Raw genomic sequence first — 22,594 nt, forward strand, 5'->3', positions numbered from 1 at the left:
ACTCCCTTAAAAAATAGGTTGGTGGTACACAGGGAATTGACTAGCCATCGCCTTCAATTCTTCCTTCACATGCAATTGCAAACTAACATTATTAATATCATTCAAAATATCTGATATTTTATTCCCTATGATTTCAAATTCTTTAGCTCCCATGCCCCTTGCGCTCAATGCCGCTGAGCCAATCCTTATCCCGCTCGTTACAAAAGGGCTGCGCGTTTCGCCAGGAATGGTGTTTTTATTCACGGTGATTCCGGCATTCCCTAAGGCAATATCAGCGTCTTTCCCGCTATAAGGTTTATCCAAGAAATCCATTAAAAGCAAATGGTTAGAAGTGCCACCACTCACTAACTTATGTTTTTTTTCTTTTAACGCTTTAGCGAGAACTTGCATGTTAGATTTCACTAATTTTGCATAAGCTTTAAATTCTGGTTTTAGATTCTCTTTAAACCCCACCGCTTTAGCAGCAATCACATGCATCAAAGGCCCACCTTGAGTCCCTGGAAAAATCGCTTTATCAATCTTAGTCGCTATTTCTTCGTCATTAGTTAGAATAAGCCCCCCTCTAGGCCCTCTTAAGGTCTTATGAGTGGTGCTTGAAACCACATGGCAATGCGGGAAAGGATGGGCATGCTCATTAGCGACCACAAGCCCTGCCACATGGGCTATATCGCCTAGTAGTAACGCTCCCACTTCATCAGCGATTTCTCTAAATTTCTTAAAATCAATCTCCCTTGGATAGGCTGAAAACCCGCACACAATGATTTCTGGTTTAACGCTTTGAGCAATCTTTAGCGCTTCTTCATAATCAATATAGCCATCCAAATTCACGCCATAAGAAAAGCTCTGATAGTGCTTGCCGGTTAAACTCACTTTAGCGCCATGCGTTAAATGCCCTCCACAGCTTAAATCCATGCCTAAAATCTTGTCATAAGGCTTTAAAAGAGCATGATAGACAGCGTTATTGGCTTGTGAGCCTGAATGCGCTTGCACGTTAGCGAACTGGCAATTAAAAAGCTTTTTAGCCCTTTCTATGGCCAAGCTTTCTATTTTATCCACCACTTCACAGCCTCCATAGTAGCGCTTGTTAGGATAGCCTTCAGCGTATTTATTCGTTAAAACACTCCCCATAGCCTCCATAACACTAGGAAAAGTGTAATTCTCGCTCGCTATCATTTCTAAATGCTCATTTTGCCGCCTATATTCTTCAAAGATAAGCTCAAAAATTTCACTATCCGTTTGTTCTAAAAAATACGCCATTATTCTTCACTCTCCACATTAAAATCGTTTTTAACAGGACGCATCGCTGGGAATAAAATCACATCTTTAATGCTTTTAGCTCCAGTGAGTAACATCACCAATCTGTCAATGCCTATGCCTTGCCCTGCAGTGGGGGGCATTCCATGGGCTAGGGCCCATACATAATCTTCATCCATGTATTGGGCTTCTTCATCGCCTTTTTCTTTTTCAGCCACTTGATTTTTAAAGCGTTCTAATTGATCTAAAGGGTCGTTCAACTCGCTAAAGCCGTTAGCGATTTCTTTTCCTGCAATGAACAATTCAAACCTGTCAGCAATATTAGGGTTACTATCGTTGCGTCTGGCTAAGGGGCTAATCTCAATGGGGTATTGGGTTACAAAAGTGGGGTTAATGAGTTGGTGCTCTACAAAATGATCAAACGCTTCAGCGAGCAATTTACCATAAGTGAGATTGGGCTCTACTTTAACACCTCGCTCTAACAAATAAGCCAAAAGCCTGTCTTCTTTTTCCAAAATATCCTTACTAATGCCCCCTATTGTTTCTAAAGCGTCCAAATAGGAAATCACGCTCGTTTGGTTGAAATCCACTTCCATATCGTTATAGATGATTTTTGAATCCAAATTTAAAGTCTTTAGCAAGTAGTCAAATAGCCTCTTACTGAGTTCAATCAAATCTTCATAAGTGTGATACGCCCAATAAAATTCAATCATCGTAAATTCGGGGTTATGGCTGTGATCCATGCCCTCATTCCTGAAATTACGATTGATTTCAAACACCGCTTCAAAACCCCCCACAATCAAGCGTTTGAGGTATAATTCTGGAGCGATTCTTAAATACCTTTCAATTTCTAAAGCGTTATGGTAAGTGATAAAAGGCCTTGCGTTCGCCCCGCCAGGAATGGGGTGCATCATGGGGGTTTCCACTTCTAAAAACCCTTCCATTTCAAAGAATTTCCGCACACTAGAAACAATCAAACTGCGTTTTTTAAACACATCTTTAACGCTAGGATTGACGATTAAATCCAAGTAGCGCTGGCGGTAACGCAATTCTATATCGCTCAGTCCATGGAATTTTTCAGGTAAAGGCACAATGGTTTTGCTTAAAATATGAAATTCTAGGGCATGAACGCTTAATTCACCGGTTTTGGTAGCAAAAGGGAAACCTTCCACCAACACAATATCGCCCACTTCTAAATGCTTTTTCAAGCTTTTAAACTCATCGTTCAATTCATTTTGCGAAACATAAGCTTGTAAAATCGCGCTTTCATCTTCAATTTTAATAAAACATGCCTTGCCCATTAAACGCAAAAGCTTGACCCTCCCTACAATACTTTCGCGTTTTTCTTTGTCTTTAGGCTCTTCTAAACCCTTAACATAAGCGTATTTTTCTAAAAAAGCGGCGTTTGTGAGGCTCCGTTTTAAGCCATTTTTATAAGGGTTTTTCCCTTCTTCCCTCAAGCTGTTGGCTTTATGGATGCGTTGTTGGATGTATTGGTTGGAAAACATGTTATGCCTTTATAGGGGTTCTTTATTAGATGGGGTGTGGTTTGGTGGGGTGTGGTTAGCTTTTGGATCTCGCATGTTTTTAGGCAAGTCTTTAGCCTTTTCTTTTAAAGCTTCCACGCCCTTATCCATCGCTTTATCAAAAGATTCTTTATTTTTATTAAAAGATTCTTTATTTTTGACTTCACCGCTCATTTCTTCAAGGTTGTCTTTAAGGTTTTGCTCCACATGTTTGACGCCATCAAGACGCATGATCTTACTAGCAACGCTTTTCATGGTAGGAAAAAAAGCGCTTTTTTCTTGCAAGTAAGCGTTAGCGTCTTTCATCACTTCCATTTTAGAGAGCGCATAAAGGATGAAAGAAAGCACTAAAAAAGTCTTCAAGCATGAAAAAATAAACCCTAACGCCTTGTCTATAATGCCTAACCCGCTAAAGACTAACACCTTGCCTATCAACACTCCAAAAGCTAAAAAAAACACCCAAATAGACGCTAACACCAATAAAAAACCGATGAGATTCGTCATGGTTTCATTTCTTAAATCATACAAATGCTGTGAAAATAAATGCCCAACAGCCACAGAATAGCGAGACGCTAAATACACGCCAAGTACAATCCCTAAAGTCCCAGCCACTTCACTCACGAAGCCATGATAAAATCCCCTAATCCCAAAGGCTACCACCACCACAAGTAACGCCAAATCAATATAATTCACCCTAAACCCAAACCTTTCTCTCATATATCTCGCATAAAGATAGTGAGTGCTCAAAAACGCCCCAAAAATGCTCATGATTTTTTAACGCTATCAATCCACGCTCACTTGAAATTTGAAAATAATAACACAACTTAAAAAAAACTACCCTTAAAAAAATCAATCTAAAATTCTTAAATTAAAATATAGCTATAATACACTAAAACAATCTCAAGGTTTCAAAATTTAGCCATGCGTCTTATTCTGTTCAATCAAAACGCTTTTTTATTGGCGTGCATGTTTGTTTCAAGCGTGTATGTGAATGCTGTTTTAGACGCTTATGCGGTTGAAAACCCCTATATTTCTATCATACTCACAAGCCTATTAGCCCCTTTAAGCATGCTAGCGTTTTTAAAAACCCCTAGAAACAGTGCTTTTGCTTTGGGGTTTTTTGTGGGGGCGTTATTGTTTTATTGGTGCGCTTTAAGCTTCCGCTACTCGGATTTCACTTATTTATTGCCCTTAATCGTTGTTTTAATAGCGTTAGTTTATGGGGTTTTATTTTATTTGTTGCTCTATTTTGAAAACCCCTATTTTAGGCTTTTGAGTTTTTTAGGCTCTGGTTTTATCCACCCCTTTGGATTTGATTGGTTAGTCCCGGATAGCTTTTTTTCTTATAGCGTGTTTAGGGTGGATAAATTATCGCTAGGGCTTGTTTTTTTGGCTTGCATTTTTTTGAGTGCTAAACAATTCAAAAAATACAGGATCATAGCGGTTTTATTGTTACTGGGTGCGTTGGATTTTAATGGTTTTAAAGCGAGCGATTTAAAAAAGGTTGGAAATATTGAATTAGTCTCTACAAAAACGCCCCAAGATTTGAAATTTGATTCAAATTACCTTAATAATATTGAAAACAACATTCTTAAAGAAATCAAGCTCGCTCAAAGCAAGCAAAAAACCTTGATTGTTTTTCCAGAGACCGCCTACCCCATCGCTTTAGAAAATTCCCCCTTTAAAGCTAAGCTAGAAGATTTAAGCGATGATATTGCTATTTTAATAGGGACATTACGGACTCAAGGTTATAACCTTTATAACAGCTCGTTTTTATTTTCTAAAGAAAGCGTTCAGATCGCTGATAAAGTGGTTTTAGCCCCCTTTGGCGAGACCATGCCTTTACCCAATTTTCTTCAAAAACCCCTTGAAAAGCTCTTTTTTGGCGAGAGCGCTTATTTATACCGCAACGCTCCCCATTTCAGCGATTTCACATTAGACGATTTTACTTTTCGCCCCCTGATTTGTTATGAAGGCACTTCCAAACCCGCTTATTCAAACAGCCCTTCAAAAATTTTTATCGTGATGAGCAATAACGCATGGTTTAGTCCAAGCATTGAACCCACCTTACAAAAAACGCTTTTAAAATACTATGCAAGGCGTTATGGTAAAATCATCTTGCACAGCGCGAATTTTTCAACTTCTTACATTTTAAGCCCTAGCTTATTGGGCGATATTCTTTTTAGGAAACGATCATGATTAAAGCCGTTAATATTTCTCATGCTTTTGAAAAACCTCTTTATAATGGCGTGAATTTGCACATTAAACCCAAAGAAAGCCTAGCGATTTTAGGCGTGAGCGGGAGCGGTAAAAGCACGCTTTTAAGCCATTTAGCCACCATGCTAAAACCCAATAGTGGGACGATTAGTTTGTTAGAACACCAAGATATTTATGCCTTAAACTCTAAAAAACTTTTGGAATTACGGCGCTTAAAAGTGGGCATAATCTTCCAATCGCATTACCTTTTTAAGGGTTTTAGCGCTTTAGAAAACTTGCAAGTCGCTTCCATCCTAGCCAAGCAAGAAATAAATCATTCCCTTTTAGAACAATTAGGCATAGCCCACACCCTAAAACAAGGCGTGGGTGAATTGAGCGGTGGCCAGCAACAACGCTTAAGCATCGCCAGAGTGCTTTCTAAAAAACCTAAAATCATTATCGCTGATGAACCCACCGGGAATTTAGACACCATTAGCGCTAATCAAGTCATCAGCATGCTGCAAAATTACATCACAGAAAACGAAGGGGCATTAGTTTTAGCCACGCATGATGAGCATTTAGCCTTCACTTGCTCTCAAGTCTATCGCTTAGAAAAAGAAGTTTTGATTAAGGAAAAATAAGAAATGTTACAACGCCCTAAAATTGTCGCTGAATTGAGCGCTAACCATAACCAGGATTTAAACCTAGCCAAAGAAAGCCTTCATGCCATTAAGGAAAGCGGCGCGGATTTTGTCAAGCTCCAAACCTACACGCCAAGCTGCATGACTTTAGATTCTAAAGAAGATCCTTTCATCATTCAAGGCACTTTATGGGATAAAGAAAATCTGTATGGATTGTATCAAAAGGCTTCTACCCCCCTAGAATGGCATGCTGAATTGTTTGAGTTGGCTAGAAAGCTTGATTTAGGCATTTTTAGCTCGCCCTTTAGCTCAAAAGCTTTAGAGCTTTTGGAGAGCCTAAATTGCCCCATGTATAAAATCGCTAGTTTTGAAATCGTTGATTTAGACTTGATTGAAAAGGCCGCTCGCACACAAAAGCCCATTATCCTTTCTAGCGGTATCGCCACACACGCCGAATTACAAGACGCTATTTCTTTGTGCAGAGGAGTGAATAATTTTGACATCACCCTTTTAAAATGCGTGAGCGCTTATCCCAGTAAAATAGAAGACGCTAATTTATTGAGCATGGTTAAATTAGGCGAAACCTTTGGCGTTAAATTTGGCTTGAGCGATCACACGATTGGCTCTCTTTGCCCCATTCTAGCCACCACTTTAGGAGCGAGCATGATAGAAAAGCATTTCATTTTAAACAAATCCTTACAAACCCCAGACAGCACTTTTAGCATGGATTTTAACGAATTTAAAAGCATGGTTGAAGCCATCAAGCAAAGCGTTTTAGCCTTAGGCGAAGAAGAGCCAAAAATCAATCCAAAGACTTTAGAGGAACGAAGATTTTTTGCGCGCTCTTTATTCGTCATTAAGGACATTCAAAAAGGCGAAGCATTGACTGAAAACAATATCAAAGCCTTACGCCCCAACCTTGGCTTACACCCTAAATTTTATAAAGAAATTTTAGGCCAAAAGGCATCAAAATTTTTAAAAGCCAACACCCCTTTAAGCGCTGATGATATAGAACGCTCATTGTAGGTTTGTTTTGATTAAAAAATGGGGTTTTTAATTTTGTTTTATGGTTTTAGATTTGATTTTAGATTAAAATTTTTAAAAATTATATTTTAGTTTCTTCCACATTTTTTGCTAGCAATTTTAAAAGATCATTGGATTTCTTATTATAATTTTGCATTAAAAATTTAGTATCTATTAAAATTCCTTGTATATTTTCATATTGCTTTAGATTGTCTCTCCACTCATTTTAAAACAAGCCGCTTGCGATCCGATAAATTCAAAATCATTAGGGAAAGTCTGTAAAATCGCTGCTTCTCTTATGATAAAGGTGAGGAAATTTTTTGAAGCAATTTTGAATTTTTCACAAGATCCGAACCTTAAAACAATTCACTATGACTCCCAAGCCTAACCAAAGTTAAAACATTGTCTTTCACTCTATACACAAGCAAAACATCAGGATTAATGTGGCACTCTCTACAGCCTTTGTATGTTCCACTTAAAGAGTGGTCTTTAAATCTTTTATCCAATGGAATTTGATTTCTTAAATTTTCAACCACTAAGTCAAAAACTTCTAACTCAATTTTTTGATTTAAAATATGTTTTTTTAAATCCTTAGTGAATTTCTTTTTTAACTCAATCTCTAGCATTCAAGCCCCTAAGAATTAAGAGCGAATTGCCAAATTTCACTAGCATTCTTAGGCTTAAAGTTTTCAGTCGTATTAGGATTATCAATATCTAATAAATCTTGTTTTAGCTCATCATTAGGAGTATATTTATTAGCTAAATTCTCATCTTTCTTTGCTTGAGAATATTGCTTTTTAATCTCTCTCATTTGTTTTTTAATTTCTAAAACTTTACTTTGATATTTAGCTAATTGTTTTTCTAATTTGCCAAGCTCTTTATAAAATTTAACTCCTATTTCTACATCTCTTAACATTGTAGCTCCTTGTATCAAACGACATTATGAACCCATTATATCTAAAACCTTAATCAACCTATGCTAAACTAAATTAAAGGGGGTAAAGGGGCAAGGATACTTTGTGTAGCTACAAAGAACGGCGACAAAATCGCCTATCCTTGCTAGTGGGACACCCCCTAGAACCCCCCCATAAATCAAAATTAAGGGATAAGTCAAACAAAACATGCCAAAACTTTCTGATAACAAAAACATAACCAAACGCTTACGACTAAATCAAACAGAATGGCAAACTATCCAAACTCAAATGCAAGAAAAAAATTTAAACTTTTCGCCATTGGTTTTAAACTCCATTTTAACTCAAAACTCACAAGCTCATATAAATTTTAAGAGTTTCACCACTCCAAGAGCCATTTATCAATTCATCCGTTTTTTGAATATCAAATTTAATAACCCTCTTTTTTGCCTCATCTTCACTGATTTTAAAGCGTTTGATTAAATCGTTTCTCAGTGTGGTAACCATAGGTTTTTCCCACTCAATGTGGGCTAAAATATTAAATCTATTTATGTTCGCAAAACCCAATGATAAACCGCCAGCCCCACTAAATAAATCTATGCAATTATATTTGTTCATTCAAATTCTTAATACCATTGGTAGCGTTGTAAAGCCTGTTTGATAATTGATTCCTTGTTTCATTTTACTCACCAACCATGTTCTGCTTTAAAAGCGATTGCAACAATAATAAAAAGCTCAAGATAAATCAAGCGTATTTTTTCGTATCCATTTCAATAAAACTTGGTGCAAGTTCTTCTTATACCTAAACTCACACTCTTTCAAATGGGGTAAGATTTTCTCTCTTTTATCCCCCTAACCCCATAAAGACAGCTTTTTTAAGAGATTATCCACTTGGTTAAATCAAGCTCTTATATTTAATCTTAAAAAATGCCTTTGAATATTTTTATTAACACTCAATGAAAAAAGTCAATCCATTTTAAATAATTTTTAATCACAGATTCCACAAACGCTTTAAATGAAGCCCATTAAATAAAGCTCAAATAAGGGGCTAATAACACACCCCCTATGACAAAAAAGCTGTGTCTAAAGCGCTAACTCAACAAAAAAATAATCTCACTTCACCTTTTCAAGATACTCTTCTGTTTCCGTATTGACTTTAATGATCTCACCCTCTAAAACATGGAAAGGCACTTGCACGACCGCACCGGTTTCTAAAGTCGCTGGTTTTTTGCTTGCACTTGAAGTATCGCCCTTAAAATTAGGGGCTGTTTCTACAATTTTTAAAGCCACAACTTGTGGCACATCCACTGAAATCGCCTTGTCATTATGCAATAAAACCTGCACTTGCATGCCGTCTAGCATCCATTTAGAAGCCTCGCCCACTTGAGAGTCGTTCAAAGCGATTTGCTCATAGCTCTCTATGTCCATGAATTGGTATGTATCGCCATCGTGATAAAGGTATTGCATCGTTTTTTCAACCAAATTAGGCTCTTCGCACTTATCCCCCGCATGGAAAGTCTTTTCAATCACCTTGCCATCTAAAAACGACTTGATTTTCGCACGCACAAAAGCCGCACCCTTGCCGGGCTTGACATGCTGGTATTCCACGATCCTATAAGGCACACCACCCAATTCAATTTTCAAGCCCTTTTTGAGCTCGCTCATCCCAATTGCCATGTTACACTCTTTCCTTGTTGGTTAAATTTTATTAGCGCTACCCAAAAGTTTCATGCGCTCTTTGACCACATTTTTAAGCGCTAATTGGGCCGGAGAAAAAAACTTCCTCAAATCAAATTGGCTCTTATCTTCATTAGCCACCTTGCGCACTTCTGCGATGAAAGCGATCCTTAAATCCGTGTCAGTATTGACCTTATTGATCCCCCCTTTCACGGATTCTTGTAAAAATTCAAAAGGCACGCCCTTAGATCCTTTCAAATCGCCTCCAGCGTCCAAATAAGATTTCCTCACATCATCTGGTATCGCGCTCGCTCCATGCAAAACTAAAGGGATATTAGTGAGCCTTTTGACTTCTTGCAAGCGTTCAAAATCCAATTTGGGCTCGCCCTTAAACTTAAACGCTCCATGACTTGTCCCAATGGCTGGGGCTAAGTAATCCACTTGAGATTCTTTGACAAACTGCTCCGCTTCTTTAGGATTCACCAACACCGCGTCTTTTTCATCTACTGAAATATTGTCTTCAATCCCCATTAAACGCCCCAACTCCGCTTCCACGCTCACTCCAGCGTTATGCGCCATTTTGACCACTTTAGAAGTCAATTCCAAATTTTCTTCAAAAGCATGATGAGACGCATCAATCATCACAGAAGTGAAACCCGCTTTCACGGCTTTTTCGCAGCTTTCAAAAGTCGTGCCATGATCTAGGTGTAAGGCTACAGGAATGTGCGGGTAGCGTTCGCACATGGTTTTCACCATGCCCACCGCCATATCAATCCCCATGTATTTGATCGCTCCCTCACTCGCTTGAATGAAAAGCGGGGAATTTTCCTCATTTCCTGCTTCAAAAATAGCGTTCAGCATCTCAAAATTCACGAAATTAAACGCCCCCACCCCATAACCTTCTTTATGGGCTTTCAATAAGATTTCATTGCCTTTAACTAACATGATAACACCTCATCAATCACTTGTTGATAACAATTTTAGCGTGCTTTCTTAGTTCCTCAATGCGTTGATTCATGCGTTCTTGGAAAAGCTTTTCTTGTAACATTCCCTTAATGGTGGGTTTAGCTTGCTCATAAGTATAAGTTACAGGGCTATCTTTAGAAATCAAATAGATAATATGATAACCAAACTCTGTTTTAACAGGGGTTTTAGTGTAATTGCCAGGAGTTAAAGCGAAAGCGGCTTTAGAAAAATCCGGAGCCATTTGGTTTTTTTGGAATTTCCCTAAATCACCGCCATTTTGCGCGTTCTTGCTGTTAGGATCAATCGTATCCCGATTGGCCAACTCAATGAACTTGGCTTCTTTTTTAGTCTTTGGCTGTTTGTCAATCTCAGAAATAATCCGTTTGGCTTCATCTTCGGTTTTCACTAAAATATGCCTAGCATGGGCTTCTTGCTTGACAAAAAGCTGATCTTTGTTAGCGTCGTAAAAATCTTGCATTTCTTTTTCTGGGATTTGGATTTTTTTCACTTCTTCAGCCTGTTTTTTAGCCCAAAATTCCACTAAAGCCTGTTTTTTAACCGCTTCCATCATCGCTTTAAATTCTGGAGTGCTGTCCAATTTCTCGGTTTTAGCTTCATTTTCTACAAGGGCGGTGCGGATAGCTTGATCAATCAAGGCTTCTTTTTCTTTCTCTTTAAGCTTGTCAAAATCAAAATTAGGGTTGCGCTGTTTGATCATGTCAAAATCGCTTTTAGTGATAGGCCTGCCATCCACTGTCGCTAACACGCCTGCTGAAGAATCAGTCGTTTTTTTCGTGTTATGCGTAGCGTTATTTGCGTTATGAGCCGGCTTGGCCATCAAAAACGATGCGCTCAACGCACCCACTAACGCTAAATTTAAGATATTTTTTTTCATTGTGTGTTCTCCACTCTAAACTAATTTTCATCATTAAATTTACATTATAGCAAAATTAAAACAAAATCAGCTATCATGATTACAGAAAACTCACATTAAAGATCAAGAAACGCTTAAAGTTATTCATTCCATTCAAAGTGGGTAAAATATTTGCCGCAGATGTTGTAATAATATTTATTGTCCTTATTGGTGTTTGTTATATTTTTTTGGAAAGAAAAAGAATGTTAAAGAAGATTCAAAATTTCATAAAACAATAATGAATATTGTATTTACCATTGCTGTTGTAATCGTTTTGTGTCCTTGGATACTGATGGTATTGTTTTACCCCATAATGTATTTACTGCTGTATGTTATCCCAATATTAAATAACTTCTATACTCTATTAATCAATCTCATATTGATAAGCTTACTATGTAAGATTAAGGGACTTTGCGCTTAAATTACCCTATCAAAGCGAGAAGGATTTCAAGTTATGGTTTTGTCTTTATCTATCCTTAAAAAAAGCTTTAATGATTTTTTAAGCACTAGAATGCTTTTAATCAATCTTGGCCCTATCCTTTTGAGTTTGGCTTTTTTTGGAGCTGTTTTTTACTACAATGGTGCAAGTATTGTGGGTTATTGCCAAACTTTATTACCGCAATCTTTGAATGGCTATTCCCATTCTCAAGGCTTTTTTGCTGGTGTGTTCGCATGGGTTTTTAAAGCGTTAGTGTATTTTCTTATTTTTTGGATCGTGATTCTTTTGAGTTTAGTCATCAATATTTTTGCGTCCATTTTTTACACCCCTTTAGTGGTCTCTTATTTGCACCAAAAATATTATCCCCATGTCGTTTTAGAAGAATTTGGCTCTATCCTTTTTTCTATTAAATATTTTTTAAAATCGCTCGCTTTTATGCTTTTATTCTTAGCGGTTTTAACGCCCTTTTATTTCATTCCCTTTATAGGGGTCTTTGGGGTCTTTTTTTCTATAGTCCCGCATTTTCTTTTTTTCAAAAACACCATGAGTTTGGATATAGCCAGCATGATTTTTAATCATCAAAGCTATCAAAACCTACTCAAACAGCACCGATTGAAGCATTATCGTTTCTCGTTTTTTTGCTATCTTTTTTCCTTAATCCCTTTTTTTAATTTTTTTGCCACCTTGTTGCAAACCCTAATGCTAGTGCACTACTTTTTTATCCTTAAAGAAAAAGAATGCTAGATTTTATTCAAGAGCTTAGCACCCCCCATGTCAGGGATTTTTTCTTGTTGTTTTTAAGGGTTAGTGGCGTGCTGTCTTTTTTCCCTTTTTTTGAAAACCATTTAGTGCCTTTGTCGGTGCGTGGGGCTTTGAGCTTGTATGTGAGCGCGATTTTTTACCCCAATCTAGAATTTTCAAACGCCGCTTACACACCAGAGAGTTTTATTATTGCTTGTTTATGCGAGCTGTTTTTAGGGGTGTGCGCATCTGTCTTTTTACAAATCGTCTTTGCAAGCTTAGTGTTTGCAACCGATAGCATCAGCTTTTCTATGGGGCTTACGATGGCGAGCGCGTATGATCCTATTTCAGGATCGCAAAAACCCATTGTGGGGCAAGCCCTTTTATTGTTAGCGATTTTAATTTTATTGGATTTATCGTTCCACCATCAAATCATTTTATTTGTGGATCACAGCTTAAAAGCCGTCCCTTTAGGGCAATTTGTCTTTGAGCCAGCGTTAGCTAAAAATATCGTTAAAGCCTTTTCGCACTTGTTTGTCATAGGGTTTTCTATGGCGTTCCCTATTTTATGCTTGGTGTTATTGAGCGATATTATTTTTGGCATGATCATGAAAACCCACCCTCAGTTCAACCTACTTGCTATCGGGTTTCCGGTTAAAATTGCGATCGGGTTTGTGGGCATTATTTTAATCGCTTCGGCTATCATGGGGCGTTTTAAAGAAGAAATCAGCCTGGCCTTTAGCGCCATTAGCAAAATCTTTTAAAGGATCAATATGATTAGTTTTAAAGAAGCTCTAAAAATCCATTCTAGCATTCCCCTAAAACCCTTAGAAATAGAGGTTATCTCTTTGTTTGAAAGCATAGGGCGCGTTTTGGCAGAGGATATTGTTTGCATTCACGCCTTGCCTAAATTCAATCAAAGCACTATGGACGGCTATGGGTTTAAAATGCAAGATTTAGGCAAAAAAACTCAAGTCATCCAGCACATTTTTGCCGGGGATGATGTGAGCACTTTAGAAGTCAAAGAAAATGAATGCGTTAAAATCATGACTGGAGCGATGGTGCCAAAGGGAATAGAAACGATCGTTCCCATAGAATGCATGCTAGAGAGTCATAAAGATTTCGCCCTAGCTCCCAAAGATTTTAAAATTCACGCTAATATCCGTCAAAAGGGCGAGAACGCTTCTTTAAACAGCGTGTTAGTCCCTAAAAATACCCGTTTGAATTATGGCCATATCGCGCTCATTGCCTCTCAAGGGTTCAAAGAAGTCAAAGCGTTTAGAAAATTAAAAATCGCTCTCTTTAGCAGCGGCGATGAATTAGTGCCTTTAGGGCAAAACGCCCTAGAATGCCAGGTTTATGATGTGAATTCAGTGGGTGTTTTTAACATGCTTAAAAACTACAACACGCATTTTCTGGGGGTTTTAAAAGATGATAAAAATTTACAGCTTAAAATACTTGAATTGCAAGACTATGATGTCATCCTTTCAAGCGCGGGGGTGAGCGTAGGGGATAAAGACTTTTTTAAAGACGCTTTGAAAGAAAAAAACGCCCTTTTTTATTATGAAAAAGTCAATCTCAAACCTGGAAAGCCGGTAACTTTAGCCCAACTCAATCAAAGCATTATTATAGGCTTACCGGGCAATCCTTTAAGTTGCTTAGTCGTTTTACGGGTTTTGATTCTACCCTTATTGGAGCGCTTATCCTTAAATAAAGATTTTAAACTAAAACCCTTTAAGGCTCAAATCAATGCCCCCTTAAAGCTTAAAGACAAACGCGCGCATTTAATCTTGGGCAACTATTTAAACAACCAATTCATTCCTTACAACAACAACCGCTATGAATCAGGAGCGATTCAAGCCCTTGCGCGAGTGGATTCTATCGCTTTAATTGATGAAGGAGTGGGATTGGTTCAGGGCGAAATTGAAATTTTAAGGTTTGAAAATTGAAATGGCTTTTTGCTATAATGGCAAGTTTAAAACCCCACTCATAAAGGTTCTGTTTGTGGATAACTACACCTATAGCGAATTGTTAAAAAGCTTGCAAAACAAATGCGATAATATCGCTTTAATCATCAAGCCTGAAAAGATCAAGCAGGAATTAGAACGCATTGAAAAAGAGCAAGAAGACCCTAATTTTTGGCAAGATGTCCTAAAAGCCAGAGACACTAATAAAGAAAAAGTGCGCTTGAACCGCTTGCTAGAAACCTATCAAAAAACGAAAAATTCTTTAGATGAAAGCGTGGAATTGTTTGAACTCGCTCAAAACGATAACGATGAGGTTACTTTATCCTTACTCTATGAAGAGGCTCCTACTTTAGAACACAGCGTGCAAAAAGTAGAAATTGAAATCATGTTAAGCGGTGAAAACGACGCCTCAAACGCTATTATCACCATTCAGCCTGGAGCGGGGGGGACGGAAAGCCAGGATTGGGCGAGTATTTTGTATCGCATGTATTTGAGGTGGGCGGAAAGAAGAGGCTTTAAAAGCGAGATTTTAGATTATCAAGATGGCGAAGAAGCGGGCATTAAAGGGGTCGCCTTTATCATTAAGGGCGAAAACGCTTATGGCTATTTGAAAAATGAAAACGGGGTGCATAGGCTTGTAAGGATTTCGCCCTTTGATGCGAACGCCAAACGGCACACGAGTTTTGCGAGCGTGCAAATTAGCCCTGAATTAGACGATGATATTGATGTAGAAATTGATGAAAAAGATGTCCGTTATGATTATTACAGAGCCAGTGGGGCAGGCGGTCAGCATGTCAATAAAACAGAAAGCGCGGTCAGGATTACGCATTTCCCTACCGGTATTGTGGTGCAATGCCAAAACGACAGGAGCCAGCATAAAAACAAAGCGAGTGCGTTAAAAATGCTTAAATCCAAACTTTATGAATTGGAATTAGAAAAGCAGCAAAGCAGCGCCAAAAATGAAGAAAAAAGCGAGATCGGCTGGGGGCATCAAATAAGAAGTTATGTCCTAGCCCCCTACCAGCAAGTCAAAGACGCGCGCTCCAATATTGCTTATAGCAATGTGGAAGCGATATTAGACGGCGATATTGATGCGATTTTAGAGGGCGTTTTGATTGCTAAAGCTTAAGTGCGCTAAAATGACAGCTAGGAATTATGGTTAAAAACGCTTTTTAAAACCAATTGGCAAGGAACAACAATGACACAAGAAGAATTAGACGCTTTGATGAATGGTGGCGATTTAGAAAATTTGGAAGCCTTAGAGGCTAAAGAAGAGGCTAAAGAGGAAGCTAAAGAGAAAGAAGAGGTTAAAGAATCCAAAGAAAGCTCTAGCCAAAAAATGACCGTCAAAAAAGAAGACGCTGAAAAATACGGCAAGATTAGCCCCAATGAATGGCCTCCCCCTCCCCCCACTGAAGAGCATAAAGTCGTGCATCAATTAGACGATGTTACAAGAGATTCTGAAGTGAAAGCCACGCAAATTTTTGATCAATTGGATTTGATCGGATCTAGTGCTGAAAAAATCGCTAAAATGGTTAAAAAAATCCAAGAACCTTTGCAAAAACACCAAGAAATTTTTGACAATTTGCATGGCCATTTCCCCCATGTGGAATCTTTTAAAACCGCGCTCAACGAGCAACAAGAAATCCTAAACGCCCTTAAGAGCATTGAAGAAGAAGCCACCAATTGCTCTGATAGCTCCATGCAAGCGATGGATATTATGCAATTTCAAGACATCCACCGCCAAAAAATTGAACGAGTGGTCAATGTCATGCGAGCGCTCAGCCAATACATGAATTCGCTTTTTGAAGGCAAAATTGATGATTCTAAGCGCGTGAGTTCAGCGACTTTTATCACCGGCGATGACGATAAAGATTTAGCCAGCGCTGATGATATTGAAGCCTTGATCGCTTCTTTTGGAGCCAAGTAGTTTTGAACCAAGTTGAATTGCTCTCTCCAGCCGGTAATTTAAAAAAACTTAAAATCGCTCTCAACTATGGGGCTGATGCGGTTTATGGGGGAGTGAGCCATTTTTCTTTACGCAATCGCGCGAGTAAAGAATTCACTTTAGAGACCTTTAAAGAAGGGATTGACTACGCCCATGCCTTGAATAAAAAAGTCTATGCGACCATCAATGGTTTCCCTTTCAATTCACAGCTCAAACTTTTAGAAGAGCATATTTATAAAATGGCAGAGCTAGAGCCAGACGCTTTCATTATCGCTGCACCTGGTGTGGTGAAACTCGCTTTAAAAATCGCCCCACATATTCCCATCCATTTATCCACGCAAGCGAATGTCTTAAATTTGCTCGATGCGCAAGTGTTTTATGATTTAGGGGTTAAACGCATTGTGTGCGCTAGGGAATTGAGCCTAAATGATGCGATTGAAATTAAAAAAGCCCTACCCGATTTGGAATTAGAAATCTTTGTGCATGGGAGCATGTGCTTTGCCTTTTCAGGGCGCTGCTTGATTTCGGCCTTACAAAAGGGGCGTGTGCCTAATAGAGGGAGTTGCGCGAATGATTGCCGGTTTGATTATGAATATTATGTGAAAAACCCTGATAACGGCGTGATGATGAGGTTGGTTGAAGAAGAGGGCGTAGGCACGCATATTTTTAACGCTAAAGATTTGAATCTCTCTAGTCATATCGCTGAAATTTTAAGCTCCAACGCCATTAGTGCGCTTAAGATTGAAGGGCGCACCAAGTCCAGTTACTACGCCGCGCAAACCACGCGCATCTATCGTTTAGCGGTTGATGATTTTTACCATAACACCTTAAAGCCGAGTTTTTATGTTAGTGAATTGAACACGCTTAAAAACAGGGGTTTTACGGACGGCTATTTGATGCGTAGGCCTTTTGAAAGGCTAGACACTCAAAACCACCAAACAGCCATTAGCGAAGGGGATTTTCAAGTCAATGGTGAAATAACAGAAGACGGGCGTTTTTTTGCATGCAAATTCACCACCACCACTAACATAGCTTATGAAATCATCGCCCCCAAAAATGCCGCTATCACGCCCATAGTCAATGAAATTGGCAAGATTTATACTTTTGACAAACGCTCTTATTTAGTGCTGTATAAAATCCTTTTAGAAAATAACACCGAATTAGAAACTATCCATAGCGGGAACGTGAATTTGGTGCGGCTGCCCGCATCTTTACCGGCTTTTAGTTTTTTACGCACTCAAGTAGAGTCTAAAAATGGCGTTTAGAGATTAGGTATTAAAAATAATTAAGAGAAACGCATGCCCTTAGAAACCATCACGCTCGCTCATATTTACGAAGAACAAGGGTTTTTTGAAGAAGCGTTGCAAATTTATACTAATATTTTAAACAAAACCCCTGACCATGCAGAGGCGTTAAAACAAATAAAACGTTTGGAAAAAATCCAAAAAAATTGCACTCCTTTCAAGCACGACGCAATACTAGAGCGGCACTATTTGAATTTTATCAAAGGGGATTTTTTGAGCGTTGAAAATTTAGAACAATGGCTGGTAGAATGGAATTGAAAAACATTATTTCAGAAACCCTTAATGAAATTGAAAAAATGGCTAAAACGATTGACAATGGCTTTGATGTGGCGCAAAAAACGCCCTCTTTTTTCAAAACGCCCCCCCATTTGCAAAACACCCCAAACCCTAAAAATGCTAATGCCCCTTTAGAGCCAAAAAACGCTGCCAAAATAGAAACGCAAGAAAAAATCACAGAAGAAAAAGAAGAAGAATTAAAAGAAATCATTACAGAAGAAATCACGCAAGAAAACCCCACGCAAGTGTTAATTCCAAACGAACGGGTTTTTTTAAAAGGCTTATTAGAGAGAACTTTAGTGTTATTTAAAGGCATGCAAGCTTTAGAAGAAAAAGAAGCGTTGAAGCGTTTGGATTTGGTGGAGCGTTTCTTGCAATACCAATTGAGCGCGCTTGAAAAACGATTAGAATCTTTGGAGCGAGAAAACACAGAATGAAAAATGAGCCAAGGAATTTTTTAAAAACATTAAAAAATAAGGCTTTAATTTTCAATATTCCATGAAAACAAAGCCTTAATTCCATTAATAACTATGATAATGTTTTGAATTTTTATTTTTAAGATATTTTCAAGGTGTCTTTAATAATAAAATGCTAAAATTAGTCCTTTAAAACATTAACAAAGTTAATCGTTTTTAAAGTTGCAAAAATCATTGAAGGAGTTAATTGAAGTATGATAGAAGTTTTAATGATAGAAGATGATATAGAATTAGCCGAGTTTTTGAGCGAGTTTTTGCTCCAACATGGCATTCATGTAACCAATTACGATGAGCCATATACCGGCATTAGTGCGGCTAACACACAAAATTATGATTTGTTGTTATTGGATTTAACTTTGCCTAATTTAGATGGGCTTGAAGTGTGTAGGCGCATCTCCAAACAAAAACATATCCCTATTATTATTTCTTCAGCAAGAAGCGATGTGGAAGATAAGATTAAAGCACTGGATTATGGGGCTGATGACTACCTCCCTAAACCCTATGATCCTAAGGAATTGTTAGCTCGTATCCAATCGTTACTCAGGCGTTCTCATAAAAAAGAAGAAGTGAGTGAGCCAGGCGATGCGAATATCTTTAGGGTGGATAAGGATAGCCGAGAAGTGTATATGCATGAAAAAAAGCTAGACTTAACTAGGGCTGAATATGAAATCCTTTCGCTTCTCATTAGCAAAAAAGGTTATGTGTTTAGTCGTGAAAGCATTGCGATTGAGAGCGAGAGCATCAACCCTGAAAGCTCTAATAAAAGCATTGATGTGATTATTGGCCGTTTGCGATCTAAGATTGAAAAAAATCCTAAACAACCGCAATATATCATCTCTGTTAGAGGGATTGGTTATAAATTAGAATACTGATATTCTAATAAGGAGTTAAGGGGTTTTGCGTTTCTCTATCTTTTTTAAAGTTGTCGCTTTGTTTATGATAACGCTCTTTAGTTTTGGAGCGTTCGCTTACTATTCCGTGTCTTCTCAAATCGACCACGAAAACTATCAAAACGAAATGCGTCATTATCAGTTTGTTACCACTATCAATGAAATTTTAAATAACTACTCCGATTACAGAGCCATAGAAGATTACCTCTATAAAATCGGTTTTAGAGAAACCACGATAGAAAATTTAGAAAAGGTTTTAGCCAAAAGACGCCACCAGTTGCACCACAGAAATATTGGGTATGCGGAAGTGTTTAAATTCAGCGATATGGTTTTTATCCTTTTAAAAAAGGATGAGCATTTTGTGCTTTATAAAGATTTGCATTCGGTTTCTTACAGGAATTATTTCTTAGCGATTACGGTGGGTTTATTGTTGATTTTATTCCTCTTTTTGTTTGTTTTGCAGAGTTTATTGCCCTTAAGAGAGTTAAGATCTCAAGTGAAACGCTTCGCTCAAGGGGATAAAAGCGTGAGTTGTAAAAGCAAGCAAAAAGATGAAATAGGGGATCTGGCTAACGAATTTGACAATTGCATCCAAAAAATCAATACGATGAATGAATCTCGGGTTTTATTTTTGCGCTCCATCATGCATGAATTACGCACCCCTATCACTAAGGGCAAAATACTAAGCTCTATGCTCAAAGAAGAGCTCTCTTACAAACGCTTTTCATCTATATTTGATCACTTGAACATGCTGATTGAGCAATTTGCCCGCATTGAGCAGCTCGCTTCCAAAAATTACGGGAGCAATAAAGAAAAATTTTTAATGAGCGATTTGATAGACAAGATTGAAAAAATGCTTTTAATTGATGAGGATAAAAAAAGCCCTATCCATGTATCCTCTTCAAATTACATTATTGAAGCGGATTTTGAATTGTTTTCTATAGCGTTAAAAAACATGGTAGATAATGCGATTAAATACAGCGATGACAAACAGGTGTTTTTGGATTTCATAGGAAATAATTTAGTGGTGTCCAATAAAAGCAAACCTTTAAAAGAAGATTTTGAAAAATATTTGCAACCCTACTTTAAATCCTCTAACCCCAGCCAAGCCCATGGTTTTGGGTTAGGCATGTATATCATTAAAAACGCTTTAGAGGCTATGGGATTGAATTTGAGCTATCATTATAGCAATGGAAGAATTTGTTTCACTATCCATGATTGCGTTTTTAATAGTTTTTACGATTTAGAAGAGGATAATGAAGAGCTACCCCCCCCCCCCCGAAAATTTGAGAGAAATGAGCGGGATGAAAGGAACAGAAAAAGCCAATTGTGGGGTTAAAGAAAAACAATAAAGAGAGAACATGTTCAAACGATTGAGAAGATTACGAAGCAGCGAAAACTTAAGGGCGATGGTAAGAGAAACGCATTTAAATATTGATGATTTCATCGCTCCCTTATTTGTCATAGAAAGCGATAGCTATATTAAAAATGAAATCAGTTCCATGCCTGGCGTTTATCAAATGAGTATAGAGCCTCTTTTAAAAGAATGCGAAGAATTAGTGGGTTTAGGCATCAAAGCCGTTTTATTGTTTGGCATTCCTAAACATAAGGACGCTACAGGAAGCCATGCGTTAAATAAAAATCACATTGTCGCAAAAGCCACTAGAGAGGTTAAAAAACGATTCAAGGATTTAATCGTTATAGCGGATTTGTGTTTTTGTGAATACACCGACCATGGGCATTGCGGGATTTTAGAAAACGCTTCGGTGTCTAACGATAAAACGCTAGAGATTTTAAATCTTCAAGGGCTTATTTTAGCTGAAAGCGGTGTGGATATTCTAGCCCCAAGCAACATGATGGATGGGAATGTTTTAAGCTTGAGAAAAACGCTAGATAACGCCGGCTATACCCACACGCCCATCATGAGCTATTCCACTAAATTTGCGAGCAGCTACTATGGGCCTTTTAGAGATGTAGCAAACTCTGTGCCGAGTTTTGGCGATCGCAAAAGCTATCAAATGGATTACGCTAATAAAAAAGAAGCGCTTTTAGAAAGTTTAGAAGATGAAAAACAGGGCGCGGATATTTTAATGGTGAAACCGGCTTTGGCGTATTTGGATATTGTTAAAGAAATTAGAGATCACACTTTGCTCCCTTTAGCGCTCTATAATGTGAGCGGGGAATACGCCATGCTCAAACTCGCTCAAAAACACAACCTGATCAACTATGAAAGCGTTTTATTAGAAACGATGACTTGTTTTAAAAGAGCGGGAGCGGATATGATTATTAGCTATCATGCTAAAGAAGTGGCTAACTTATTACAAAGGAATTGAATGGGACGAGCGTTTGAATACAGAAGAGCGGCTAAAGAAAAACGATGGGATAAGATGAGTAAGGTTTTCCCCAAGCTCGCCAAAGCGATCACTCTAGCGGCAAAAGATGGCGGGAGCGAGCCGGACACGAACGCCAAACTACGAACAGCGATTTTAAACGCTAAAGCGCAAAACATGCCTAAAGACAATATTGACGCAGCGATTAAAAGAGCGAGCAGTAAAGAGGGGAATTTGAGTGAAATCACTTATGAGGGTAAGGCGAATTTTGGCGTGTTAATCATTATGGAATGCATGACTGATAACCCCACCAGAACCATTGCTAACCTTAAAAGCTATTTCAATAAAACGCCAGGGGCAAGCATCGTGCCTAATGGCTCTTTAGAGTTTATGTTTAACCGAAAAAGCGTGTTTGAATGCTTGAAAAATGAAGTAAAAAATTTAAAACTCAGCCTAGAAGATTTGGAATTCGCTCTCATTGATTATGGTTTGGAAGAATTAGAAGAAGTGGAAGACAAGATTATTATTAGGGGGGATTATAACAGCTTCAAACTCTTAAATGAGGGGTTTGAAAGCTTGAAATTACCCATTTTAAAAGCGAGTTTGCAACGCATCGCCACAACGCCCATTGAATTGAATGACGAACAAATGGAGCTTACCGAAAAATTATTGGATAGGATTGAAGACGATGATGATGTGGTCGCGCTTTATACGAATATTGAATGAAATGCAAAAAGGATCAAAGCATTTTTAACCATGGAAACCAACAAAAAGTTTTGTTGCTATAAGCTTGTAAAATCCTATAAAGAGTTATAAAAACTCCGTTTTTATTGGATTTTTAATTTTATTTTGATCAGTTTTTGTTTTTGTCAAATAGGAAGCTTTATTCAATATTCTTTTTTAAAAAACTTGTTTTTAAGCTTTTTTATAGTTAATTTTTATTTTGTGGTAAAGTTATTTTTTAAAGCGGATAGGGGATTTTGAAATAACACCCCCTTTAACCCCATTAAATCCCCATAAGAAGCACTTTAAAAATTATCGCTTGGTCTCTGTGTAAGCTCTTTTATATTTTTATTTTAAAACGCCTTTGAGTGTTTTTCAATATGAGAGCGAATC

Annotated in this window: 24 protein-coding genes and 4 pseudogenes; 16 read left to right on the forward strand and 12 right to left on the reverse strand. The window is 37.9% G+C overall.

Annotated elements, in window-relative coordinates; translation table 11 throughout:
• Positions 1–6: 6 nt before the first annotated feature.
• Genes glyA through FIM44_RS03865 form a run of 3 tightly spaced genes read right to left on the reverse strand, consistent with a single transcriptional unit; the run spans position 7 to position 3,473 of the window.
• Complete coding sequence (gene glyA / locus FIM44_RS03855) at positions 7–1,257, reverse strand: serine hydroxymethyltransferase (protein WP_140579151.1); 1,251 nt, start codon at positions 1,255–1,257, stop codon at positions 7–9.
• A complete protein-coding gene (gene lysS / locus FIM44_RS03860; protein WP_140579152.1) occupies positions 1,257–2,762 on the reverse strand; it encodes a lysine--tRNA ligase in 1,506 nt (501 codons plus the stop codon). The genes glyA and lysS overlap by 1 nt, the downstream gene beginning before the upstream one ends.
• A 9-nt stretch (positions 2,763–2,771) precedes the next feature.
• Positions 2,772–3,473, reverse strand: a complete 702-nt coding sequence (locus tag FIM44_RS03865; protein ID WP_194148693.1) for a CvpA family protein — start codon at positions 3,471–3,473, stop codon at positions 2,772–2,774.
• 228 nt (positions 3,474–3,701) lie between these two features.
• Between FIM44_RS03865 and FIM44_RS03870 the strand changes: the two genes are divergently transcribed.
• The 3 genes from FIM44_RS03870 to pseI are packed head-to-tail and all read left to right on the forward strand — an operon-like array spanning position 3,702 to position 6,643.
• Complete coding sequence (locus FIM44_RS03870) at positions 3,702–4,979, forward strand: apolipoprotein N-acyltransferase (protein ID WP_140579154.1); 1,278 nt, start codon at positions 3,702–3,704, stop codon at positions 4,977–4,979.
• Positions 4,976–5,617: an ABC transporter ATP-binding protein gene (locus FIM44_RS03875; RefSeq protein ID WP_053577405.1), complete on the forward strand. Its 642-nt coding sequence runs from the start codon at positions 4,976–4,978 to the stop codon at positions 5,615–5,617. The genes FIM44_RS03870 and FIM44_RS03875 overlap by 4 nt, the downstream gene beginning before the upstream one ends.
• A gap of 3 nt (positions 5,618–5,620) precedes the next feature.
• On the forward strand, positions 5,621–6,643 hold the full coding sequence (gene pseI, locus FIM44_RS03880; protein ID WP_140579155.1) for a pseudaminic acid synthase: 1,023 nt from the start codon (positions 5,621–5,623) through the stop codon (positions 6,641–6,643).
• Positions 6,644–6,722: 79 nt separating this feature from the next.
• Here the strand turns inward: pseI and FIM44_RS08615 are convergent.
• The 4 genes and pseudogenes from FIM44_RS08615 to FIM44_RS03900 form a co-directional block, all read right to left on the reverse strand.
• A pseudogene (locus FIM44_RS08615) lies at positions 6,723–6,863 on the reverse strand (LlaJI family restriction endonuclease); the annotation flags it as partial.
• Positions 6,845–6,940: pseudogene (locus FIM44_RS08815) on the reverse strand (hypothetical protein); the annotation flags it as partial. The pseudogenes FIM44_RS08815 and FIM44_RS08615, both read right to left, overlap by 19 nt.
• A 56-nt stretch (positions 6,941–6,996) precedes the next feature.
• On the reverse strand, positions 6,997–7,266 hold the full coding sequence (locus FIM44_RS03895) for a type II toxin-antitoxin system YafQ family toxin (RefSeq protein ID WP_140579156.1): 270 nt from the start codon (positions 7,264–7,266) through the stop codon (positions 6,997–6,999).
• Between the two features lie 8 nt (positions 7,267–7,274).
• Positions 7,275–7,556: a hypothetical protein gene (locus tag FIM44_RS03900; RefSeq protein WP_140579157.1), complete on the reverse strand. Its 282-nt coding sequence runs from the start codon at positions 7,554–7,556 to the stop codon at positions 7,275–7,277.
• Between the two features lie 205 nt (positions 7,557–7,761).
• On the opposite strand from FIM44_RS03900, the gene FIM44_RS08625 reads away from it, so the two are divergent.
• Positions 7,762–8,034: a hypothetical protein gene (locus tag FIM44_RS08625; RefSeq protein ID WP_238699893.1), complete on the forward strand. Its 273-nt coding sequence runs from the start codon at positions 7,762–7,764 to the stop codon at positions 8,032–8,034.
• On the opposite strand, the pseudogene FIM44_RS08630 reads toward FIM44_RS08625, so the two are convergent.
• From FIM44_RS08630 to cbf2, 5 genes and pseudogenes are all read right to left on the reverse strand, one after another.
• Positions 8,005–8,169 (reverse strand): annotated as a pseudogene (locus FIM44_RS08630) (DNA cytosine methyltransferase); the annotation flags it as partial. The gene FIM44_RS08625 and the pseudogene FIM44_RS08630 sit on opposite strands and share 30 nt — an antisense overlap.
• A 117-nt stretch (positions 8,170–8,286) precedes the next feature.
• Positions 8,287–8,403 (reverse strand): annotated as a pseudogene (locus tag FIM44_RS08635) (IS1595 family transposase); the annotation flags it as partial.
• A 261-nt stretch (positions 8,404–8,664) separates the two neighbouring features.
• A complete protein-coding gene (efp, locus tag FIM44_RS03910) occupies positions 8,665–9,228 on the reverse strand; it encodes an elongation factor P (protein WP_000974265.1) in 564 nt (187 codons plus the stop codon).
• A 21-nt stretch (positions 9,229–9,249) separates the two neighbouring features.
• Positions 9,250–10,173 carry a class II fructose-bisphosphate aldolase gene (locus tag FIM44_RS03915; RefSeq protein WP_000960467.1) on the reverse strand — a complete coding sequence of 308 codons (924 nt, stop codon included), beginning with the start codon at positions 10,171–10,173 and terminating at the stop codon, positions 9,250–9,252.
• A gap of 16 nt (positions 10,174–10,189) precedes the next feature.
• Positions 10,190–11,089, reverse strand: coding sequence for a peptidylprolyl isomerase CBF2 (cbf2, locus tag FIM44_RS03920; RefSeq protein WP_021304722.1), 900 nt, complete (start codon positions 11,087–11,089; stop codon positions 10,190–10,192).
• A gap of 472 nt (positions 11,090–11,561) precedes the next feature.
• Between cbf2 and FIM44_RS03930 the strand changes: the two genes are divergently transcribed.
• The 12 genes from FIM44_RS03930 (at position 11,562) to FIM44_RS03985 (ending at position 22,204) form a co-directional block, all read left to right on the forward strand.
• Complete coding sequence (locus tag FIM44_RS03930; protein WP_140579159.1) at positions 11,562–12,290, forward strand: EI24 domain-containing protein; 729 nt, start codon at positions 11,562–11,564, stop codon at positions 12,288–12,290.
• On the forward strand, positions 12,284–13,051 hold the full coding sequence (gene fliR, locus FIM44_RS03935) for a flagellar biosynthetic protein FliR (protein WP_140579160.1): 768 nt from the start codon (positions 12,284–12,286) through the stop codon (positions 13,049–13,051). The genes FIM44_RS03930 and fliR overlap by 7 nt, the downstream gene beginning before the upstream one ends.
• A gap of 9 nt (positions 13,052–13,060) precedes the next feature.
• A complete protein-coding gene (locus FIM44_RS03940) occupies positions 13,061–14,236 on the forward strand; it encodes a molybdopterin molybdotransferase MoeA (protein WP_140579161.1) in 1,176 nt (391 codons plus the stop codon).
• 55 nt (positions 14,237–14,291) lie between these two features.
• Positions 14,292–15,383, forward strand: a complete 1,092-nt coding sequence (prfB, locus tag FIM44_RS03945) for a peptide chain release factor 2 (protein ID WP_033756140.1) — start codon at positions 14,292–14,294, stop codon at positions 15,381–15,383.
• A gap of 69 nt (positions 15,384–15,452) precedes the next feature.
• A complete protein-coding gene (gene cheZ / locus FIM44_RS03950; RefSeq protein WP_128067144.1) occupies positions 15,453–16,184 on the forward strand; it encodes a protein phosphatase CheZ in 732 nt (243 codons plus the stop codon).
• 2 nt (positions 16,185–16,186) lie between these two features.
• The gene (locus FIM44_RS03955) at positions 16,187–17,467 is read left to right on the forward strand and encodes a peptidase U32 family protein (RefSeq protein WP_140579162.1); all 1,281 of its coding nucleotides are present in this window, start codon (positions 16,187–16,189) and stop codon (positions 17,465–17,467) included.
• 33 nt (positions 17,468–17,500) lie between these two features.
• Positions 17,501–17,764: a tetratricopeptide repeat protein gene (locus FIM44_RS03960; RefSeq protein WP_001951219.1), complete on the forward strand. Its 264-nt coding sequence runs from the start codon at positions 17,501–17,503 to the stop codon at positions 17,762–17,764.
• Entirely contained in the window at positions 17,755–18,219 is a 465-nt protein-coding gene (locus FIM44_RS03965; protein ID WP_194148691.1) for a CiaD-like domain-containing protein, read from the forward strand. The genes FIM44_RS03960 and FIM44_RS03965 overlap by 10 nt, the downstream gene beginning before the upstream one ends.
• Before the next feature lie 233 nt (positions 18,220–18,452).
• A complete protein-coding gene (gene arsR, locus FIM44_RS03970; protein WP_000573710.1) occupies positions 18,453–19,130 on the forward strand; it encodes an acid response regulator transcription factor ArsR in 678 nt (225 codons plus the stop codon).
• Positions 19,131–19,155: 25 nt separating this feature from the next.
• Entirely contained in the window at positions 19,156–20,487 is a 1,332-nt protein-coding gene (gene arsS / locus FIM44_RS03975) for an acid-sensing histidine kinase ArsS (RefSeq protein WP_140579164.1), read from the forward strand.
• Positions 20,488–20,509: 22 nt separating this feature from the next.
• The gene (hemB, locus tag FIM44_RS03980) at positions 20,510–21,481 is read left to right on the forward strand and encodes a porphobilinogen synthase (protein WP_140579165.1); all 972 of its coding nucleotides are present in this window, start codon (positions 20,510–20,512) and stop codon (positions 21,479–21,481) included.
• The gene (locus FIM44_RS03985; protein ID WP_140489758.1) at positions 21,482–22,204 is read left to right on the forward strand and encodes a YebC/PmpR family DNA-binding transcriptional regulator; all 723 of its coding nucleotides are present in this window, start codon (positions 21,482–21,484) and stop codon (positions 22,202–22,204) included.
• Positions 22,205–22,594: the final 390 nt, after the last annotated feature.

The organism is Helicobacter pylori (assembly GCF_006440215.1).
GTDB classification, from domain to species: Bacteria; Campylobacterota; Campylobacteria; order Campylobacterales; family Helicobacteraceae; genus Helicobacter; species Helicobacter pylori_CS.

Coding starts and splice junctions, on each gene's coding strand:
- lysS (WP_140579152.1), bottom strand. CDS start 2,762: ATGTTTTCCAACCAATACATCCAACAACGCATCCATAAAGCCAACAGC.
- FIM44_RS03870 (WP_140579154.1), top strand. CDS start 3,702: ATGCGTCTTATTCTGTTCAATCAAAACGCTTTTTTATTGGCGTGCATG.
- FIM44_RS03940 (WP_140579161.1), top strand. CDS start 13,061: ATGATTAGTTTTAAAGAAGCTCTAAAAATCCATTCTAGCATTCCCCTA.
- FIM44_RS03915 (WP_000960467.1), bottom strand. CDS start 10,173: ATGTTAGTTAAAGGCAATGAAATCTTATTGAAAGCCCATAAAGAAGGT.
- FIM44_RS03900 (WP_140579157.1), bottom strand. CDS start 7,556: ATGTTAAGAGATGTAGAAATAGGAGTTAAATTTTATAAAGAGCTTGGC.
- hemB (WP_140579165.1), top strand. CDS start 20,510: ATGTTCAAACGATTGAGAAGATTACGAAGCAGCGAAAACTTAAGGGCG.
- FIM44_RS03930 (WP_140579159.1), top strand. CDS start 11,562: ATGGTTTTGTCTTTATCTATCCTTAAAAAAAGCTTTAATGATTTTTTA.
- FIM44_RS03985 (WP_140489758.1), top strand. CDS start 21,482: ATGGGACGAGCGTTTGAATACAGAAGAGCGGCTAAAGAAAAACGATGG.
- cbf2 (WP_021304722.1), bottom strand. CDS start 11,089: ATGAAAAAAAATATCTTAAATTTAGCGTTAGTGGGTGCGTTGAGCGCA.
- FIM44_RS03965 (WP_194148691.1), top strand. CDS start 17,755: ATGGAATTGAAAAACATTATTTCAGAAACCCTTAATGAAATTGAAAAA.
- fliR (WP_140579160.1), top strand. CDS start 12,284: ATGCTAGATTTTATTCAAGAGCTTAGCACCCCCCATGTCAGGGATTTT.
- FIM44_RS08625 (WP_238699893.1), top strand. CDS start 7,762: ATGCCAAAACTTTCTGATAACAAAAACATAACCAAACGCTTACGACTA.
- efp (WP_000974265.1), bottom strand. CDS start 9,228: ATGGCAATTGGGATGAGCGAGCTCAAAAAGGGCTTGAAAATTGAATTG.
- FIM44_RS03895 (WP_140579156.1), bottom strand. CDS start 7,266: ATGCTAGAGATTGAGTTAAAAAAGAAATTCACTAAGGATTTAAAAAAA.
- FIM44_RS03875 (WP_053577405.1), top strand. CDS start 4,976: ATGATTAAAGCCGTTAATATTTCTCATGCTTTTGAAAAACCTCTTTAT.
- glyA (WP_140579151.1), bottom strand. CDS start 1,257: ATGGCGTATTTTTTAGAACAAACGGATAGTGAAATTTTTGAGCTTATC.
- FIM44_RS03960 (WP_001951219.1), top strand. CDS start 17,501: ATGCCCTTAGAAACCATCACGCTCGCTCATATTTACGAAGAACAAGGG.
- cheZ (WP_128067144.1), top strand. CDS start 15,453: ATGACACAAGAAGAATTAGACGCTTTGATGAATGGTGGCGATTTAGAA.
- pseI (WP_140579155.1), top strand. CDS start 5,621: ATGTTACAACGCCCTAAAATTGTCGCTGAATTGAGCGCTAACCATAAC.
- arsR (WP_000573710.1), top strand. CDS start 18,453: ATGATAGAAGTTTTAATGATAGAAGATGATATAGAATTAGCCGAGTTT.